The sequence below is a fragment of the Acidovorax delafieldii 2AN genome (assembly GCF_000175235.1).
Classification (GTDB): Bacteria; Pseudomonadota; Gammaproteobacteria; order Burkholderiales; family Burkholderiaceae_C; genus Acidovorax; species Acidovorax delafieldii_B.
This window is the reverse complement of the sequence record NZ_ACQT01000066.1, coordinates 1-17,205: the sequence shown is the minus strand read 5'-3', so window position 1 is coordinate 17,205 and position 17,205 is coordinate 1. Positions and strand designations below refer to the sequence as shown.

The window sequence follows — 17,205 nt, the reverse complement described above, 5'->3', positions numbered from 1 at the left end:
AATGGGCATCCCACCGGCAATCGCATGGCTTGCATGGGAGTGCCGCATCCAATGGGTACATGTTGATGAACTCGGGTGTGATGAAGAACTCCCGGCGTGTGATGAAGAACTCCCGCCAACGTCATTTTTAGGCCTCAAACGTGTGATGAACAACTCCCGCCGTTTGATGAAGAACTCCCGGCGCACAGGGGATGCACCGCTACAAATTTGATGAAGAACTCCCGCGCTACGGACTGTTGATAAGGCTGTGCATATTTTGTGGAAAACATTGTGCAAAAGAAAAGTTATGCACGCTGAACAACTCCCGCGCCATTTCTTCAATGAAATCAACAACTTAAGTTGTTTCGGCGGAGTTATGCACGCTGAACAACTCCCGCAAGTGTGATGAACAACTCCCGCGAAGTCGCAAGTCAGACTGACCTAAGCCCATGTCATGATTGAAGAAATCGCGTTTTGTGGGCCCGCACCCTGTATTCCTTTCCTATAGTAATTAACCAATAGGAAAAGACACCGCCTCTAGGGGCTTCGCCCCGCCGGCTCCTACGCGCTACGCGCTTCGCCCGCGCCTTCGGCGCTCCCCACCCGGCACCCCAGGGCTTCGCCCTCGGCCTACGGCCTCACCCATTTAATAGGCCCCCCAGAGGGGGCTGAACACGACGCCCCCAGCGGTCCCCGCCGCGCCTAGGGCGCTCCCAGGCGTGGGGCTTGCAGCCCCCCGACCCCCTGGGGGCTTCGCCCCCCTGTGCGCCCTTCGGCACACGGCTCCCCCCAAATTGAAACCAAAAACGGGGGGCGCTCAGCCCTTGAAGAGTTGACTGAGCGCGCCAGAACGCGGGAGAGGGTACTCAATTTCAGCGGCGAAGGGGTGGGGCAGGGTGGCATACCTGCGGGGCTTAAATTGGCTCCTGTGGCCTCGATGCCGGAAACCGCAAAGCTCTCCGCCATTAACCTAATTGACAAATTAACGTTTTAGGTTAAAATAGCGTTATGGAAAAAGGCACCCCGCACTGCAAGCTGCCAGTCGTCAAAGCCTTGATCGAGGCTGGCCAGGTCAGGGCCACAGCTAGCGCATTTAATGGCGCGCGCGAACTGGGCATTTGCGATTTGACCGGCATGTGTGCCGTTGTCTTGGCGCTTACACCAAGCGACTTTTACAAGAGTATGACGACCCATGCCGATCATCGTATTTGGCAAGACGTTTACCGCGCCGAGACGGCGAACGGCGAGGTGTACCTAAAGCTGACCGTCATTGATGACGTGTTGATCGTTTCTTTCAAGGAGCTATGACCATGAAATGCCCATGCTGCGGCGCGGCGGAACTGATCCACGACACGCGCGACATGCCTTTCACCTACAAGGGTGAAAACACCACCATCCCAGCGGTAACGGGTGACTTTTGCCCGGCTTGTGGTGAAGTCGTCTTGAACCGTGAGCATGGCGACCGTTACAGCGAAATGGTCGGCCTGTTTCAGCGTCAAGTGAATTCCGCCTACGTCGATCCCGACTACATCGCCAAGGTTCGTAGAAAACTCGACCTTGACCAGCGGCAGGCCGCCGAACTCTTTGGCGGCGGCATCAATGCGTTCTCGCGCTATGAAAACGGGAAAACTAAGCCGCCCCTGTCCTTGGTCAAACTGTTCAAGCTGTTGGATCGTCACCCCGACTTGCTCAACGAGGTTAAAACCGCCTGATCTTTTTAGGCACTTTGACGATATCGTATCGTTTTCGTATTGAATAACATATCGTATTGATACATAATACAGATACGAAAATACGAAAGGCGTATCATGGCCCGCATAGGTGTTACTTCTGAGCAGGTGTCAGCGGTTGCTGACGCGCTGATTGGTGAAGGAAAACAGGCGACGATCCGCGCTGTGCGCGAGCGGTTGGGCGACCGGGGGAGCCCGAACACAATCCAAAAGCATTTGTCGGCTTGGCGGGATGCCCGGCCCATGGCGGCGGCTGCAGCGCTTGAGCTTCCTCAGACGCTGGCCGCTGCTATCGCTGCGGAGATTGGCCGCGCGGCAGCGCAGGCGCGGGCTGAAATTGAAGGGCGCTTGGTGGAGGTGCAAACCGAAGCTGCGGATCTTGCTTTGACTGGCGAGTCTCTGGAGGACGAGCGGGATTCGCTTATCGCCCAGATGGCCGTATTGACGACTGAACGTGACACCTTGGCGGGCAAAGCGGCGCAGCAGGCTGCAGACCTGGCTGAATTGACTGGGCGCGTCGAGCGCGAACAGCAGGCGGCAGAAGCGGCCCGCGTAGAGTTGGCCACGGCCCGGCTCAGGGCTGAGGGGCTGACGGAAAGACACGCTGCACAAGGGAAAGAGGTCGAGCAATTGCGCGCAGCGGTCGAGGACGAACGCAAGGGCCGTATTGCGGCCGAGCAAGCGGCCGCGGTGCTGGCGGCGCGATTGGAAGCGTCTGCGGAGCTGGTGGTTCGCGCCGAAACACGCGCGGAGCTGGCAGAGCGTCAGGCCGATCAAGTCACGCAAGACGTGCGCAAGGCGCACGCCGAGCGTGAGGATGCGCGCAACCTGGCAAGCCAGGCGAGAGAGCAGGGCGCTCGTCTGTCGGGCCAGGTGGACGTGCTGCAGGCCGAGAGCAAGCGCAGGGACGCCGTGGAGGCTGCGCAACACGCAGAAAATGAACGCCTGCGCGTTGAGCTGGAGGCGCTTCGCGCCAGGGTTCCAGGCGACTCCGGCAAGGGTCGCTAACGCTCTAGCTCGCTTGCTTTCGGCTGTGCCGTGTTGTCGGCGTACCGGGCGTTGTTCTGGATGCGCTCAAGAATGATCGAGCGCTCTCTGTCACTGAAATTTCCCTGATTCAAATGGCTGCTGATCGCAGCCATTTTTTCTTGTGGGGTAGCGAGCCGAAATTGATCCGTGTCGCTCGTGGGGAAAATCTGATGCTTCCGCGTGTTCTCCCGCAACCCATGGGCTACATGTTCGACCACTTGAACGAGTCCCCATGCTTGCAGCGGCTCGCTTTGCTCTAGGGGTCGCCTCAGAAAACGGATCGCAAAGTACGTTAAGCCCCCGCATCAAGGCCGCAATGGTCCGAGCCTCGTTGCTGGCGACACGTTGTGCGTCGAGGCTAGATGCTTAATTCGTGCACTCGCACGGTTTCGCACACAGCTTGACTCTCTACCTACTACAGGGTTTCCAATGCATGGGCCTTAGGAGAGGTCATGTCAGAAAGCTGCTGCGCGCCGCCTGCGCCGAGCGCCGATTTTCGTTATCGCAAGATTCTTTGGATCGCGCTCGTGCTCAACGCCACCATGTTCGGCGTCGAAATCCTCGGCAGCATGCGCTCCGGCTCGGTTTCCCTTCTCGCCGATGCCATCGACTTTCTCGGCGACGCGGCGAACTACGGGATTTCGCTTGCCGTCCTCGGTCTGGCCGTCATCTGGCGTGCCAGAGCCTCGCTCGGCAAGGCCGCCTGCATGGCCGGATTCGGCATCTTCGTCCTTGGCAGGGCGGCCTGGTCTTTCCTGCAAGGCGGCGCGCCTGAGCCACTGACCATGGGATTCGTGGCAGCACTCGCCCTGTGCGTCAACCTGGGCGTTGCGCTCATGCTGTACCGGTACCGGACGGGCGACTCGAACATGCGGTCGGTCTGGATTTGCTCGCGAAACGACGCGATCGGCAACATTGCTGTCGCCGCAGCCGCCTTGGGCGTGCTCGGAACCGGGCGCGCCTGGCCCGATCTCGTCGTCGCCACCGGTATGGCGGTCCTGGCGCTCAGTGGTGCATGGACGGTCAGCCGGCACGCAACGGATGAACTCCGTTCCGCGCATTGCGATTCGGTACAAGGGAATTTGCGTGTCCGATAAACACGATCATGGCAGCCACGGCCACGACAAGCCGGCAGCGGGCACCCCAAAGCACGATCACTCGCACGCCGGCCATGATCATGGCCATGGGCACTCACACGCCCCGAAGGACTTCGGCAAGGCGTTCCTGATCGGCGTCGTCCTTAACACCGGCTTTGTCGTCACCGAAGCGGTGTACGGGATCGTCGGCAATTCCCTGGCGCTGCTGGCCGACGCCGGCCACAACCTGAGCGACGTGTTGGGGCTTCTGCTCGCCTGGGGCGCCAGCCACCTGGTGAAAAAGGCGCCGACCGGCCGCTTTACCTACGGTCTGCGCAGCACGTCCATCCTTGCTGCGCTCGCTAACGCCGCCCTTTTGCTGCTCGTCACAGGCGGCATCGCCTGGGAAGCGATCGGACGTTTCCGGGAGCCCACGGCGGTCGAGGGGACGATCGTCATCGTGGTTGCAGCGATCGGCGTCGTGATCAACCTCGCTACCGCCTTGCTGTTCATGGCGGGTCGCAAGGGCGACCTGAACGTGCGCGCTGCGTTCCTCCACATGGCGGGCGATGCGGCGATCGCGCTCGGCGTAGTGATCGCCGGCATCGTCATCGTCTTCACCGGTTGGCACTGGCTGGATCCATTGGTCAGCTTGGTGATTGCCATGCTGGTGATCGTCGGCACCTGGGGTCTGCTGCGCGATTCGGTCAACCTTGCCCTGCAGGCCGTGCCGGAGGGCATCGACATCGCCAAGGTCCGCGCCTACCTGTCGTCGGTCGACGGTGTGTCGGAGGTTCACGACCTGCACGTCTGGGGCATGAGCACGACAGAGACGGCCTTGACAGCGCACTTGATCTTTCCGGGCGGCTACCCCGGCGACGCTAAGCGAAACGAGATCGCCGTCGAGCTGCGGGAGCACTTCTCGATCGGCCATTCGACGATCCAGATCGAGGTAGCCACTGCCGGCATCGCCTGCGAGCTGGCTCCGGACAACGTCGTCTGACGCCCTGCCTGATAAGATCGGCCACCGTGCGTCGCTTCCTCATCCTCTTCCTGCTTGCACTGCTGCCCTTCCAGTTCGTCTGGGGCGCAGCGGCGAGCTACTGCCAGCATGAGCAAGCGCAGGGCGTCCGGCATTTCGGCCATCACGTCCACAAGCACGAGGGCAAGCTGCTGAAGGCGGCATCGGACAACTCGACGGCGGACCGGAAGAACATCGCCGGCGACGACGATCCCGACTGCGCAAGCTGCCACCTCAGCTGCGTACCTCCGCTGGTGCAGGCGGTCGTCGTCGTTGGTGTCGACGTGGGCGAGCTCTTGCGTGCGCTGCCCGGCATCGCACGCACCCCGTACATCCCGTCCCCCATCGAACGCCCGAATTGGACTCTCGCCGCCTGATTCGGCGAGATCGTCCCCCCACGCACCCCATCCCCGCGTAGCACCGACCTCTCGCCGAATTCTTCCGGTTTGTTTTTTTCTACAACGAGGAGAGTTCGATGCGATCGAAGACGCTGGCATTTGCCATCGGTATGGCGTGTGCCACCTGGGCCGCCGGTTCCATTCTGTTCATGCCCGCCGTGGCTTGGGCACAAGCCACGGGCACAGCCCCGGTCTCGGCGCAAGCCGAGCCGTCGGTCCCAAATTCGGTTGCCACACAGCGCCTGACGCTCAGCGAGGCGTTGAGCCTGGCTGAGTCTGCCAACCCGACCCTGCGTGCCAAACAGGCGCAAATGTCCGCCGCAGAAGGCGTCCGGACGGATGCCAATGCGCTGCTGTTCAACAACCCCCAACTTGCCACCGACCTCACGCGGCGCTCCGTACCGCAAGTCGGGCAGGGCAACGAGCGCCGGCAGGAGTGGAGCGCCGGGTTGTCCCAGACGCTGGAGATCGCAGGTCAGCGCGGCTATCGCCGCGAAGCGGCCGACGCGGCTCTTGCAGCCTTGCGAGCCGAAATCGCCGATGCCCGCCGCACAGCCCGCGCCACCGCGTCCGCACGTTTCTACCGTGTGCTGGCACTGCAGCAGCGCGTGGCCTTGGAGGGCCAGGCGCTGAAGCTGTTCGAGGGGACGGCGACTGCCATCCAGAAGCGGCGGGCGGCGGGTGAAGACACCAAGCTCGACGCCAACATTGCGACGGTTGAAGCCGAGCGTGCGCGCAATCAACTGGCCATTGCCCAGGAGCAACTGCTCGCTGCGCGCTCCGAGTTGTCCGCGACAATTCAGCTGCCCCCGAGCAATCTGGCCGAGGTCGTCGGTGAACTGACGATGACGCCACGGCGCTTCTCGCTGGCCGAACTGCTCGCGGCGGCGGACGCGCAGCCGCGGCTGCGCGCCCTGGTGGAGCGCGAGAACAGCGCGACTTCCAAGCTCAAGCTAGAACAGGCCAGCACCTATCCCGACGTGACGGTGGGCGTGAACGTTGGAAGGGAGGGACCGGGCACGGCTCGCGAGCGTTTGACGACGCTCACCGTGTCCGTGCCTTTGCCACTGTTCAAACGCAACGCGACTGGCATCGGCCAGGCTCGCTCCGAACTCAGTCAGGTCCAGATCGAGCGGCAGACTACGCTGCGCGACACGCGAGCCAACGTGAACACGCTCTGGCTGCGGCTGGACAGTCTGGAAACCCGGGTGCGGCGGCTGCAGGAATCGATGCTCCCCGCTCTCGCCGACAACCAGCAACTCTCGGTCAAGTCGCAGCAGGCCGGGCAGATCGGCCTGCTGGAGCTGATCGTTGTGAATCGGCAGGCACTCGATGCCCGACGCGACCTCAACGACGCACTTTCCGAATATCAAGCGACCCGGCTCGACCTCGAACTCGCCGCCGGCTGGTCACAGGAAGCAAACTAACCATGAACAACATCAACACTTCGACGACCGGTGTACGCAATCGCGTGCTGCTTCTGCTCGCAGCCGCGGCATTGGCCGGCACGCTGGCTGCTTGCGGCAAGGGCGACAACGCAGCGCCGGCCAAATCAGCCTCGTCTGCTGCTGCAGGCGAAAAAGGTGAGCCCAAGAAGGAAGAAGGAAAAGAAGGCGGCGGCCTGAAGCTGTCGGCGGAAGAGGCGCAGCGGGCAGGCATCAAGGTGGAGACGCTGGCGTCGCTGGCCTTTGCCGACTCGATCACCGTTACGGCCACCATCCGACCGAATCAGGACCGCATCGCCCGCGTGGCACCGCGCGTGGAGGGTCGAATCATTTCGGTCGCCGCGAATCTGGGCGACGCTGTGAAAGCCGGGCAGCCGCTCGCCGTGCTCGACAGCCTCGCCATCGGCGAGGCGCAGTCGGCGCTGCAGCAAGCGCAGTCCCACCAGCGCGTGGCGCAGTCCGACTTCAAGCGCGCCGAGACGCTGAATGCCGACGAGATCATTCCGCAGCGCGAGTTCCTGAAAGCCAAGTCCGAATTGGAAAAGGCGTCGTCGGAGCTGCGCGCGGCCCAGGACAAGCTGCGCTTGCTCGGCGGCTCCGCCCAGGCAGGCGGCGCTGCTGTCTCCACTTTTTCGCTGAACGCGCCTTTGGCTGGGACGATTGTCCAGAAGACGGCCATCGTCGGCGAGTTGGGCACGCCTGCAGCACCGCTGTTCACGGTGGCCGACCTGTCGCGCGTGTGGATCGAGGCCAACCTCACCGAAGACGCCTTGTCCAAGGTGCGCGTTGGCGCAGAGGCCACCGTGAAAGTGGCGGCCTATCCGGGCGAACTGTTCAAGGGCCGCGTCACCTACGTCGCCAGCCTGCTCGACAAGGACAGCCGCACCGTACCGGCACGTATCGAGGTGGACAACAAGGATGGGCGACTCAAGCCCGAGATGTTTGCCAGCGCCACCATCGACACTAACGGTGCCAAGCGCGAAGCGCTGTCGGTGCCAGACGCCGCGATCCTGCTGTTGCAGGGCCAGCCGACGATCTTCGTGGCCAAGGGCGAAGGGTTCGAATCCCGGGCCATCGAACTGGGCGAAAAGCTGTCGGGCCGCACCGTCATCAAGTCGGGCGTTGCCGCGGGCGAGAAGGTCGTGACCGCCGGGGCTTATGCCCTGAAGGCCCGCCTGCTCAAGTCGCAAATCGGCGAATAGGTCCAGGAAGAATCACCATGCTCAATGCCATCGTTGACGCGTCACTGCGTTACAAAGTCCTGGTGCTCGTGGCCTTCCTCGTCGTGATCGGCCTGGGCATCCAGGCGTTCCGCCAGGTGCCCGTGGACGCCTTCCCCGACGTGACGCCGATCCAGGTCAGCATCTACACCGAGTCGCCAGGCCTCGCCGCCGAGGATGTCGAAAAACTGCTCACCACGCCGATCGAAGGCGTCATGGCCGGCTTGCCCGGGGTCGAGGAAGTTCGTTCCGTTTCGCTGTTCGGCCTGTCGTATGTGGCGGTCTATTTCAAGGACAACGTCGACATCTACTTCGCACGCCGGCTCGTCGGCGAGAAGCTGCAGGATGTCAAAGGCCGATTGCCTCAGGGCTACGGGGAGCCCGTTCTCGGGCCGAACAGTTCGGGTCTCGGCCAGGTGTTCTGGTACACGATCGAGTCGGCGGACAAGAAGCTGTCCGCCATGGACCTGCGCACGCTGCACGACTGGACGGTGCGCTTGATCCTGCGCACCGCGCCCGGCGTGGACGACGTGGTGTCGTGGGGCGGCGATCAGAAGCAGTACCAGGTGCAGATCGACCCGCGCCAGCTCATCAAGTACGGCCTGTCGTTCAAGCAGGTGATGGAGCGCCTCACGGCGAACAACAAGCAGGTGGGCGGCCAGTCCATCAACCTGGGTTCCGAGCAGTACCTCGTGCGCGGCCTGGGGCTGGTGAGCAACACCAAGGACATCGCGGGCATCGTCGTTGCCGAGCGCAACGGCGCGCCGATCTATGTGCGTGACGTAGCGCAGGTCAAGGAGGCGCCGGCACCGCGCTTCGGCGCCGTCACCAAGGACGGCAAGGAAGCCGTGCTCGGCATCGCGCTGGCGCGCGTCAATGAAAACGCGCAGGCGGTTGTAGACGCCGTGAAGGCCAAGTTGGCCGTGGCGCAGGCGGCATTGCCCAAGGGCGTGACGCTGGTGCCCAACTACGACCGCGCCGAGCTGGTCCAGAAGGCGCTGAAGACGGCGGAGAGTTCGCTCGTCGAAGGCGCCATCCTGGTGGCCGTGATCCTCTTCTTGTTCCTCGGCGAGTTCCGCTCGGCCATTGTCGTGATCGTCACCTTGCCACTGGCGATGCTGATTGCGTTCATCCTGATGCAGCAGTTCGGCGTTTCGGCCAACCTGATGTCACTGGCCGGTCTTGCCATTGGCACGGGGATGATGGTGGACGGCGCGGTGGTGCTGGTCGAGAACTCCTTCCGGCTGCTATCGCATGCGAGGGAGTCCGGCAAGCCGATCAACAAGACGCACCTGATCCTGGAAGCGGCGCGCGAGGTGATCAACCCGATCGCGTTTGCGATCATCATCATCATCGTGGTCTTCCTGCCGCTGTTCTCGCTGACCGGGCTCGAAGGCAAGCTGTTCAAGCCGATGGCGCTGACGATCACGTTCGCGATGGCCGGCTCGTTGCTGCTGTCGATGACGCTGGTGCCAGTACTCGCCGCACTCATCCTCAAGCCCAAAGAGGAGAAGGACACGTTCGTCGTGCGCTGGGCAAAGAAGGCCTACTTGCCCTTGCTTGACTGGGCATTGGAGCGCAAAAAGCTGGTCATCGGCTCTGCCCTGGCCCTGTTGGTCGCATCCCTGGCTCTGTTCCCGTTCCTCGGCAAGGAGTTCATGCCGACGCTGCAGGAGGGCACGATCCAGTTCCGCGTGACCAACATCCCATCGGCATCGCTTGACGAGTCGATCCGCGTGTCCAAGGTCGTCAGCGACGAACTGCACAAACAGTTCCCGCAGGTGGTCTCCGTGCTTGCCACGATCGGCCGTGCCGAGGGCGGCGAGACGACCGATGTGAATTACATGGAACTCAACCTCGCCACCAAGCCCCAATCGGAGTGGCCCGAAAAGATTCCGTACACCAAGCTTGCGTCCGAGATGCAGGAGGCTCTAGAGAAGGTCGTGCCGACGGCCGTATTCGGCGCGACCCAACCGATCCAATCGCGCGTCGAGGAGCTCATCTCTGGAGTTCGTGCGACGCTCGCACTCAAGCTCTACGGTCAAGACCTGGAGACGCTGGACCGCCTGACGGGACAGATGAAGGAGGCGCTCGAAAAGGTGCCCGGCGTCGCCGATCTCTCCGCTGAGGCGAACAAAGGAAAGCCGCAGCTGATCATCAAGGTCAACCGAGATGCGGCTTCTCGCTACGGCATCAATGCGGACGAGATTCTCGAAGTGGTGCAGGCCGGCATCGGCGGAAGCTCGGTCTCGACGCTGATCGAAGGTACCAAACGGTTCGACATCGCCGTGCGACTTGCCGATGAGTACCGGCTCGACCCGACCACCATCGGTGCGATCCCGATCCGAAGTGCCGACGGTGCCCTGATCCCGTTCGCGCAAGTGGCTTCCATCGAGCTGGACGAAGGCTATTCGTTCATTCGGCGCGAGTCGCTGCAGCGCTATTCCGTGCTGCAGATGGATGTGAAGGGACGCGACGTCGACGGCTTTGTCAAGGACGCCGACGCGATGATCAAGCAACGGGTTCAGTTGCCGGAGGGCTACTACCTGGAGTGGGGCGGTGCCTTCGAGAACCAGCAGCGCGCCATGGCGCGTCTGGCCGTCATCGTGCCGCTGACCATCGGCCTGATCTTCATGCTGCTGTACACCGCGTTCAACTCGGTGCGGCACGCGACGATCATCATCGCCAACGTGCCGTTCGCGGTCATCGGCGGCATCGTTGGTCTGTTCGTCAGCGGCCAGTACCTGTCGGTGCCGTCGGCGATCGGGTTCATCGCGGTGTTCGGCGTGGCCATGCTGAACGGCATCGTGATGGTCGAGTTTCTCAACGACCAGCGACGACAGGGCCTGTCCGTGCGCGATGCCGTGCGTCGAGGTGCGTCGCTGCGGCTTCGACCCGTGCTGATGACGGCATCGGTCGCCATTCTCGGTCTAATCCCGATGCTGCTGTCCACCGGTGTGGGCGCAGAGACGCAGCGTCCACTGGCCACCGTGGTGGTCGGCGGACTGTTCACCTCGACGGCGCTCACGCTGCTGCTGCTGCCGTTGATCTACGAGTGGTCGGAACTGCGCGCTGAACGGCGCAACCGTCCGGCCGTTGTTTCCGAAGGAGCGACGACATGAAAGAGATCAAAGCCTACGTGCACAGCAACCGCATTGCCGATGTCATCTCCGCGTTGAAGGCATCTTCAGTGTGGAGTGCCGGCGGCAACGGCGACCACAACCTGACGGTCTACATGGTCAAGGGATCGCTGCTGCCGCTCGATGATTCCGAGAAGCGCTACTCGGTCGAACTGGGTGAGGAGGTCGTCAATGAGTACAAGCTGGAACTGCACTGCAGCGATGAGTACGCGGACGAATTGGTCGAGGTCATCAGCCGCGTGGCGCGCACCGGGCAAGTGACGGCTGGCTGGATCTATGTGATCGACATCGCGCAAGCGATTCGGGTCGGATGAGTGTGATGACGCCCGCGGATGCAGGCGCTTCGTTCTGGCGCCGGCCCCTTGCTTCTGAAGGAGGTTTTCATGTTCACCGAACCGATGCATGGCCCGGTCGCGCAGTCGATTTTCTGGATCTGGTTGGGCTTTATCGCGGTGGGCGCGGTGGCGTACTTGGTGTACCGGCTCCTGCGTCCCAGGATGAAGGCCAGGAAGCCACCGCCGCCACCGCCGGTGAAGTACGCAGAACAACTTCGGCAACGCATGCGGAAGAAATCATTGCACGCAGGAAGTATCCCGCCGGAGAGTGCTGGCGCCAGCCGGAAGCCGCCGTCATCCACGAAGTGAGGCCTTCATCATGAGTGCTCCAGAAAAGCTCCGTCTCGACCTGCCCTTGGTTCTGACCGGGGTCGACGATGCTGAAGACCGGTGCGTGGCGCGCCTGACGGACGCGCTGTCCGGTCGCCCCGGCATCGAGGAAGCGCACATCGTTGGCGGGGATGGCGATTCGCCGCAGTTGTGCGTCCACTACAACCCCAACGAGATCACGTTTGGCCGCGTGCGTGAACTCGTTCAATCGGTCGGCGCTCAGCTCGGGGCGCGCTATGCGCACCTCGTGTTTCGAACCGATGGCCCACTGCACGCCCGGTCGGCGCGGCGTGTGGCAGACGGACTGCGAAATGTGCCGGGCGTATTGGAGGCCGATGTTGCTGCGTCCGGTGCATTGCGCGTCGAATACGACCGCTCGACGGTTTCGGAGCAAACACTGCTCCATATCGCCACGTCACTCGGCCTTGCTGGTCATGCGACGCTCGAACCACAGGGTGTTCGCAAAGCAACCGCGCAATCCGTGGCCGAGAAGCAAGCGCACGATCATGACCATGACGAGCCCGAGGCCCGCGCGCATGACAAGGCCGACCACGATGAGCACCATGACCATGAAAAGCATGAAGGCAAAGCCGCTGACGGAACAACCACGGCACACGCCGGCCACGATCACGCGGAAGGTGAAGGAGATCACGCCGGTCACGATCACGCGCACGGCGGACTGTTCGGCGAGAAATCCGAGCTGATCTTTGCCCTGTTGGCCGGCGCGCTCGTATTGATCGGCTGGCTCATCGGTCGCGGCGGCTTCGCGCCAGGCTGGGTGCCGACGGCCTGCTACATCGGGGCATATGTCTTCGGCGGCTGGTTCACCGTCAAGGAGGCCATCGAGAACCTCCGCGCGCGGCGTTTCGAGATCGACACCTTGATGCTGGTGGCGGCGGCCGGTGCAGCCGCGCTCGGACAGTGGTTAGAAGGCGGGTTGCTGCTGTTCCTGTTCAGCCTGGGTCACTCGCTCGAACACTACGCGATGGGCCGCGCGCGCCGCGCCATCCAGGCGCTGGCCAAGCTGGCGCCGGAGACAGCCACCCTGCGTCGCGACGGGCGCACTGAAGAGGTTGCGCTAAACGTGCTGCAGGTCGGCGACGTGGTGGTGGTGCGACCGAATGAACGGCTTCCGGCCGACGGCGTGGTGGTGGTCGGCACGTCCAGCATCAACCAGGCGCCGGTAACTGGCGAGAGCGTGCCGGTGGACAAGCGGCCGATCGATGATGCGAAGACGGCCATCACCAACTTCGAGCGCGTGGGGGCCGAGCACCGCGTGTTCGCCGGCACGATCAACGGCTCCGGTGCCATCGACGTAATGGTGGCGCGCAAGGCCGACCAGTCGACGATGGCGCGGGTGGTCAAGATGGTGACCGAGGCAGAAGCGCAACGCTCGCCGACGCAGCAGTTCACCGAGTGTTTCGAGCGCATCTTCGTGCCGGCCGTGCTGGTGCTGGTCGGCCTGTTGATGTTCGCGTGGGTCGTGATCGACGAGCCCTTCGCGACCAGTTTCTACCGGGCCATGGCGGTGCTGGTCGCTGCAAGCCCGTGTGCGCTCGCCATCTCGGTGCCGAGTGCAGTGCTCAGCGGCGTTGCGCGCGCTGCGCGCGGCGGCGTGCTCGTGAAAGGCGGTGGGCCGCTGGAGAACCTGGGCACGCTCACCTCGATCGCGTTCGACAAGACCGGCACGCTGACCGAAGGCAAGCCCAAGTTGACCGATGCCGTCGCGGCCGAAGGCGCGACCGAGGACGAGTTGCTGCGGGTGGCGCTGGCGGTCGAGGAGCACAGCGATCACCCGCTGGCGTCGGCCATCGTCACGGGCGCGCGCGAACGCCTGGGCGACCGGCTGCAGCCTTTGAGTGCATCCGATGTAAAGAGCATCACCGGACGCGGCGTCCAGGCGCAGGTGGACGGCGAGGCGGTGCACATCGGCAAGCCGGTGCTGTTCTCCGAACTGCCGGACTCGGCGATGCCCGCGCACGTGGACAACGCCAACCAGGCGCTGGTGGCGGCAGGCCGCACCACCATGGTCGTGCGCAAAGGGCGCCGCTTCCTGGGGGTGATTGGTGTGATGGACACACCGCGGCCGGTGGCGGCGCAGGTCATGGCGGAACTTCGCAAGCTCGGCATCGAACGCCTGATCATGATCTCCGGCGACAACCAGCAGGTTGCTGAAGCTGTGGCCAAGACCGTCGGGCTGACCGAGGCGCGCGGCGACCTGATGCCGGAGCAGAAGGTCGATGCGATCAAGGACCTTCGCAAGGCGCACGGCAAGGTCGCGATGGTGGGCGACGGGGTCAACGACGCGCCGGCGATGGCCAACTCCACCGTGGGCATAGCGATGGGTGCGGCCGGGTCGGATGTGGCGCTGGAAACTGCCGACGTGGCACTCATGGCCGACGACCTGGCGCAACTGCCCTTCGCTGTGGGGCTGTCGCGCAGCACCAGCCGAATCATCAAGCAGAACCTGTGGGTGAGTCTCGGTGTCGTCGCCGTGCTCATCCCCGCCACCATCTTCGGATTGAACATCGGCACAGCGGTCTTGTTCCACGAAGGCTCGACCCTGCTTGTCGTTGTGAACGCCCTGCGTCTGCTTGCCTACAAGGGGACGACACCAGCGGCCGCAGCCGTCGAACTCAGCACCCCCGTCGCGCAGCCAGGCTGAGCCACACCGCTCGCCTGACACCCGAACATTCTCTTGAAAGTCAAAGGAACCGACATGCAATGCCCCGTGTGCACAGAAACGCAACTCGTGATGACCAGCCGCCAGGACATCGAGATCGACTACTGCCCGAAATGCCGAGGCGTGTGGCTGGATCGCGGCGAACTCGACAAGATCATCGAGCGCAGCCAGCGCGAGCAGCCCGTCGCCGCGCTGCAGCCGCAGGCCCCGGTCATGCAGACCAACCGTGATAGTTATCGCGACGACTCCGGTCACGGCAGAAGTCGTCACGGGTCCGGGCATGGCGGTGGAAAGCACGAGAGCTTCTTGAAGCGGCTTTTCGACTGACGGGCAGAGCTGAACCGTGGCCATCCGCCTCGATATCGTCAACCCGGCTATCGCCAGGTCGAGGCGATGGGGAATGCGCGTGGTGCTGTCGGTGGGCGTCGCGGTGGCCGCATCGGGTTGCACGACGCCCTACGAAGGCCGCTATGACTTCTACGAGGGCTGGCGCAAGGCAGAGGTCAAACGCATCGAACCGTTCGACAAGCTGGCGCCACATCAGATCCCTCGGTGCGAGTCGGCACCAACCCCTCGGGCCACGGTGGGAACCACCTGGGCCATTGTTCGCTACAGGGCGGGTCGACGGAGCCGGGAGGTCGCGGTGCCGGTGACACCGTCTGAAGACTACAGGGTCGGGGAGCTCGTCTATGTCAACGTCTCGGAGTGCGCTCGTCAAGTACAACGGCGAGCTGCGGCGAGCTGACGCGATGGAACAGACGCCGTGCGAGCATGTCGTCACCGCGGTGCGCCCTGGCGCGAAGTAGATCCAGACACTTCCCAATGACCGCAAGCGTACTCGTCCCCACCATGACCAGTCCATTGAGCAACGTACTTGCGTTTGCATCCATCCCCGCCATCGCAGTCGTTGTGGGGGGCATCGCCGCAGCATTTCGAACGCCGAGCCCGGCGGTGCGCAGCGGCGTCCAGCACGTCGCTGCGGGGGTTCTGTTTGCCGCGCTGGCCACTGAACTGCTGCCGGATGTCGTGCATCGTCGGATGCCGTGGGTCACGCTGGTCGGATTCGGCTTGGGTGTAGCGGCCATGCTGCTGCTCAAATCGCTCGCCGGACGCCTGGAGGCATCGACAGGAGACGCTGCGCCGTCGGCTTTGCCGACCAGCCTGCTTCTGGTCTCGGCCGTGGACATCGCGCTGGACGGCCTGCTGATCGGAATCAGCTTTGCCGCCGGCGAGCGCCAGGGACTGCTGATCACGGTTGCCTTGACGCTGGAAGTGCTGTTCCTCGGCGTTGCGACTGCGGCGGCGATGGGCGGGCCGGGCGCGCGGCAGCGCATCATCGGCACGACGCTCGCCTTTGCCGGGCTGCTACTGGCAAGTGCCGGGATCGGTGCCTACTTCCTGGCGGGCGTCAACGGTGTGATCCTGGATGCGGTAATGTCGTTCGGGGTCGCGGCGTTGCTCTATCTGGTCACGGAGGAGTTGCTCGTAGAGGCGCATGAGGTCGACGAGACGCCCCTCTTGACGTCAATGTTCTTCGTCGGGTTCCTCGCGTTGCTGCTGATCGAGATGCTGGTATGACGCCAGGCTCGTGTCTCGGCGGTCAACGGCACCGGTTCAAATTATTCTCGAATCAACAGGCCATCAGGCCTCTTGTAGCTGGCGAACGACCGCGTCACGTGACAGTGGTTGAGCAAATACCAGCGTCGTCAAGGCACCGCGAGGTGTCACTCATCCATCCAACTGAACAGGAAAAGCAAATGGCTACCCAAGACACCGAAGACAACATCACCGCCTGCATCGAGGCTTGTGAAGAGGCGCTGCACGCTTGCCAGGAGTGCGCGGCGCACGATATCCGCGAAAGCGGTCACGGCGACATGGGCGCCTGCGCGCTCCTCAACCTGGACTGCGCCGACATCTGCGCGGCGACTCTCAACGCGCTGGCAAGGCGGTCGCCGCACCATGGCGATTTTTGCGCACTATGTGCTCACGTCTGCCGCACCTGCGCGGCAGAGTGCGCCAAGCATGCCGGTGAACATGCACACTGTGCGCGCTGCCAGCAGGCTTGCGAAGCCTGCGCCAGTGCGTGTGAGCAGCATGCCTCGGAGCGCCATCCGCTCTGACGGGGCGGCGATTTCTTCGGCGCGAGCGGTTCCGATCGATCGCGCCCTTGACCTTTGTGCTGACCGTTGCATAGAGACGAGGATACGAGCCATGAAGATTGGCGAGCTGGCAAAGGCAACGGGCACAGCGATTGAGACGATCCGCTTTTACGAGCGCGAGGAGCTCCTTCCTGTTACTCCTCGGTCCGAAGGCAACTACCGCATCTACGGGGCAGTGCACACGGAGCGCCTCGCGTTCATCCGCCATTGCCGGTCCCTCGACATGGCGCTGGACGAAATACGCTCGCTGCTTCGCTTCAAGGACTCGCCGAACCAGAACTGTGGCGAGGTCAATGCACTTCTCGACGCTCACATCGAACACGTGGCCGCTCGCATCCGCGAGCTGCGAGCCCTCAAAGGGCAGTTGAAAGTGCTCAGGAATCAGTGCAACGAGGCCCAGGGCGCAAACGAGTGCGGGATTCTCCAGGTCCTTTCGAGCGCACCAGAATCATCGAGCAGAGGGATGCCTGGCAAACGCCACGTGCAAGGCACCCATCGATGATCGACGGGTATTTGACTGACATGACCCTTGACGATTGGGCGCGTTGTCCGGAAGAGGCTGTACTGTCGTCTAGTTTGGGCATACCTCAAATAGGCGTCCAGGGTCTCCTGTCATTTTCAGAAGACGACTGCACCATTCAGCGCGGTTTGAAGCCTCTT

Annotated in this window: 18 protein-coding genes; all 18 read left to right on the top strand. The window is 63.1% G+C overall.

Annotation, left to right across the window (positions count from 1 at the left end; genetic code table 11):
* The coding region (locus ACDELDRAFT_RS25685; RefSeq protein WP_232504755.1) for a hypothetical protein at positions 1 to 211 on the top strand (211 nt) is incomplete at its 5' end.
* Positions 212 to 987: 776 nt separating this feature from the next.
* On the top strand, positions 988 to 1,287 hold the full coding sequence (locus ACDELDRAFT_RS10665; RefSeq protein WP_005796453.1) for a type II toxin-antitoxin system MqsR family toxin: 300 nt from the start codon (positions 988 to 990) through the stop codon (positions 1,285 to 1,287).
* Between the two features lie 2 nt (positions 1,288 to 1,289).
* The gene (locus ACDELDRAFT_RS10660) at positions 1,290 to 1,691 is read left to right on the top strand and encodes a type II toxin-antitoxin system MqsA family antitoxin (RefSeq protein WP_005796451.1); all 402 of its coding nucleotides are present in this window, start codon (positions 1,290 to 1,292) and stop codon (positions 1,689 to 1,691) included.
* Positions 1,692 to 1,787: 96 nt separating this feature from the next.
* Positions 1,788 to 2,717, top strand: a complete 930-nt coding sequence (locus tag ACDELDRAFT_RS10655) for a DNA-binding protein (protein WP_005796449.1) — start codon at positions 1,788 to 1,790, stop codon at positions 2,715 to 2,717.
* A gap of 473 nt (positions 2,718 to 3,190) precedes the next feature.
* Positions 3,191 to 3,835, top strand: a complete 645-nt coding sequence (locus tag ACDELDRAFT_RS10650) for a cation transporter (RefSeq protein ID WP_005796446.1) — start codon at positions 3,191 to 3,193, stop codon at positions 3,833 to 3,835.
* A complete protein-coding gene (locus ACDELDRAFT_RS10645) occupies positions 3,825 to 4,817 on the top strand; it encodes a cation diffusion facilitator family transporter (RefSeq protein ID WP_040328813.1) in 993 nt (330 codons plus the stop codon). The genes ACDELDRAFT_RS10650 and ACDELDRAFT_RS10645 overlap by 11 nt, the downstream gene beginning before the upstream one ends.
* 26 nt (positions 4,818 to 4,843) lie before the next feature.
* Entirely contained in the window at positions 4,844 to 5,212 is a 369-nt protein-coding gene (gene czcI / locus ACDELDRAFT_RS10640; protein WP_005796443.1) for a cation efflux protein, CzcI family, read from the top strand.
* Positions 5,213 to 5,310: 98 nt separating this feature from the next.
* The gene (locus ACDELDRAFT_RS10635) at positions 5,311 to 6,660 is read left to right on the top strand and encodes a TolC family protein (protein WP_005796441.1); all 1,350 of its coding nucleotides are present in this window, start codon (positions 5,311 to 5,313) and stop codon (positions 6,658 to 6,660) included.
* A 2-nt stretch (positions 6,661 to 6,662) separates the two neighbouring features.
* Positions 6,663 to 7,880: an efflux RND transporter periplasmic adaptor subunit gene (locus ACDELDRAFT_RS10630; RefSeq protein WP_005796440.1), complete on the top strand. Its 1,218-nt coding sequence runs from the start codon at positions 6,663 to 6,665 to the stop codon at positions 7,878 to 7,880.
* A 17-nt stretch (positions 7,881 to 7,897) separates the two neighbouring features.
* A complete protein-coding gene (locus ACDELDRAFT_RS10625; protein ID WP_005796438.1) occupies positions 7,898 to 11,020 on the top strand; it encodes an efflux RND transporter permease subunit in 3,123 nt (1,040 codons plus the stop codon).
* Complete coding sequence (locus ACDELDRAFT_RS10620) at positions 11,017 to 11,352, top strand: P-II family nitrogen regulator (RefSeq protein WP_005796436.1); 336 nt, start codon at positions 11,017 to 11,019, stop codon at positions 11,350 to 11,352. Before ACDELDRAFT_RS10625 ends, ACDELDRAFT_RS10620 begins: the two co-directional genes overlap by 4 nt.
* 69 nt (positions 11,353 to 11,421) lie before the next feature.
* On the top strand, positions 11,422 to 11,682 hold the full coding sequence (locus tag ACDELDRAFT_RS10615) for a hypothetical protein (protein WP_005796434.1): 261 nt from the start codon (positions 11,422 to 11,424) through the stop codon (positions 11,680 to 11,682).
* Positions 11,683 to 11,692: 10 nt separating this feature from the next.
* Positions 11,693 to 14,368: a heavy metal translocating P-type ATPase gene (locus tag ACDELDRAFT_RS10610; protein WP_005796432.1), complete on the top strand. Its 2,676-nt coding sequence runs from the start codon at positions 11,693 to 11,695 to the stop codon at positions 14,366 to 14,368.
* 54 nt (positions 14,369 to 14,422) lie between these two features.
* Positions 14,423 to 14,713: a TFIIB-type zinc ribbon-containing protein gene (locus tag ACDELDRAFT_RS10605; protein ID WP_005796429.1), complete on the top strand. Its 291-nt coding sequence runs from the start codon at positions 14,423 to 14,425 to the stop codon at positions 14,711 to 14,713.
* Between the two features lie 16 nt (positions 14,714 to 14,729).
* Complete coding sequence (locus ACDELDRAFT_RS10600; RefSeq protein ID WP_040328809.1) at positions 14,730 to 15,131, top strand: hypothetical protein; 402 nt, start codon at positions 14,730 to 14,732, stop codon at positions 15,129 to 15,131.
* Between the two features lie 104 nt (positions 15,132 to 15,235).
* Complete coding sequence (locus tag ACDELDRAFT_RS10595; protein WP_040328816.1) at positions 15,236 to 15,964, top strand: ZIP family metal transporter; 729 nt, start codon at positions 15,236 to 15,238, stop codon at positions 15,962 to 15,964.
* A 143-nt stretch (positions 15,965 to 16,107) separates the two neighbouring features.
* Positions 16,108 to 16,506, top strand: coding sequence for a four-helix bundle copper-binding protein (locus tag ACDELDRAFT_RS25055; RefSeq protein ID WP_157764919.1), 399 nt, complete (start codon positions 16,108 to 16,110; stop codon positions 16,504 to 16,506).
* A 91-nt stretch (positions 16,507 to 16,597) separates the two neighbouring features.
* Positions 16,598 to 17,047, top strand: a complete 450-nt coding sequence (gene cadR / locus ACDELDRAFT_RS10585) for a Cd(II)/Pb(II)-responsive transcriptional regulator (RefSeq protein WP_005796423.1) — start codon at positions 16,598 to 16,600, stop codon at positions 17,045 to 17,047.
* The last annotated feature ends 158 nt before the right edge of the window (positions 17,048 to 17,205 follow it).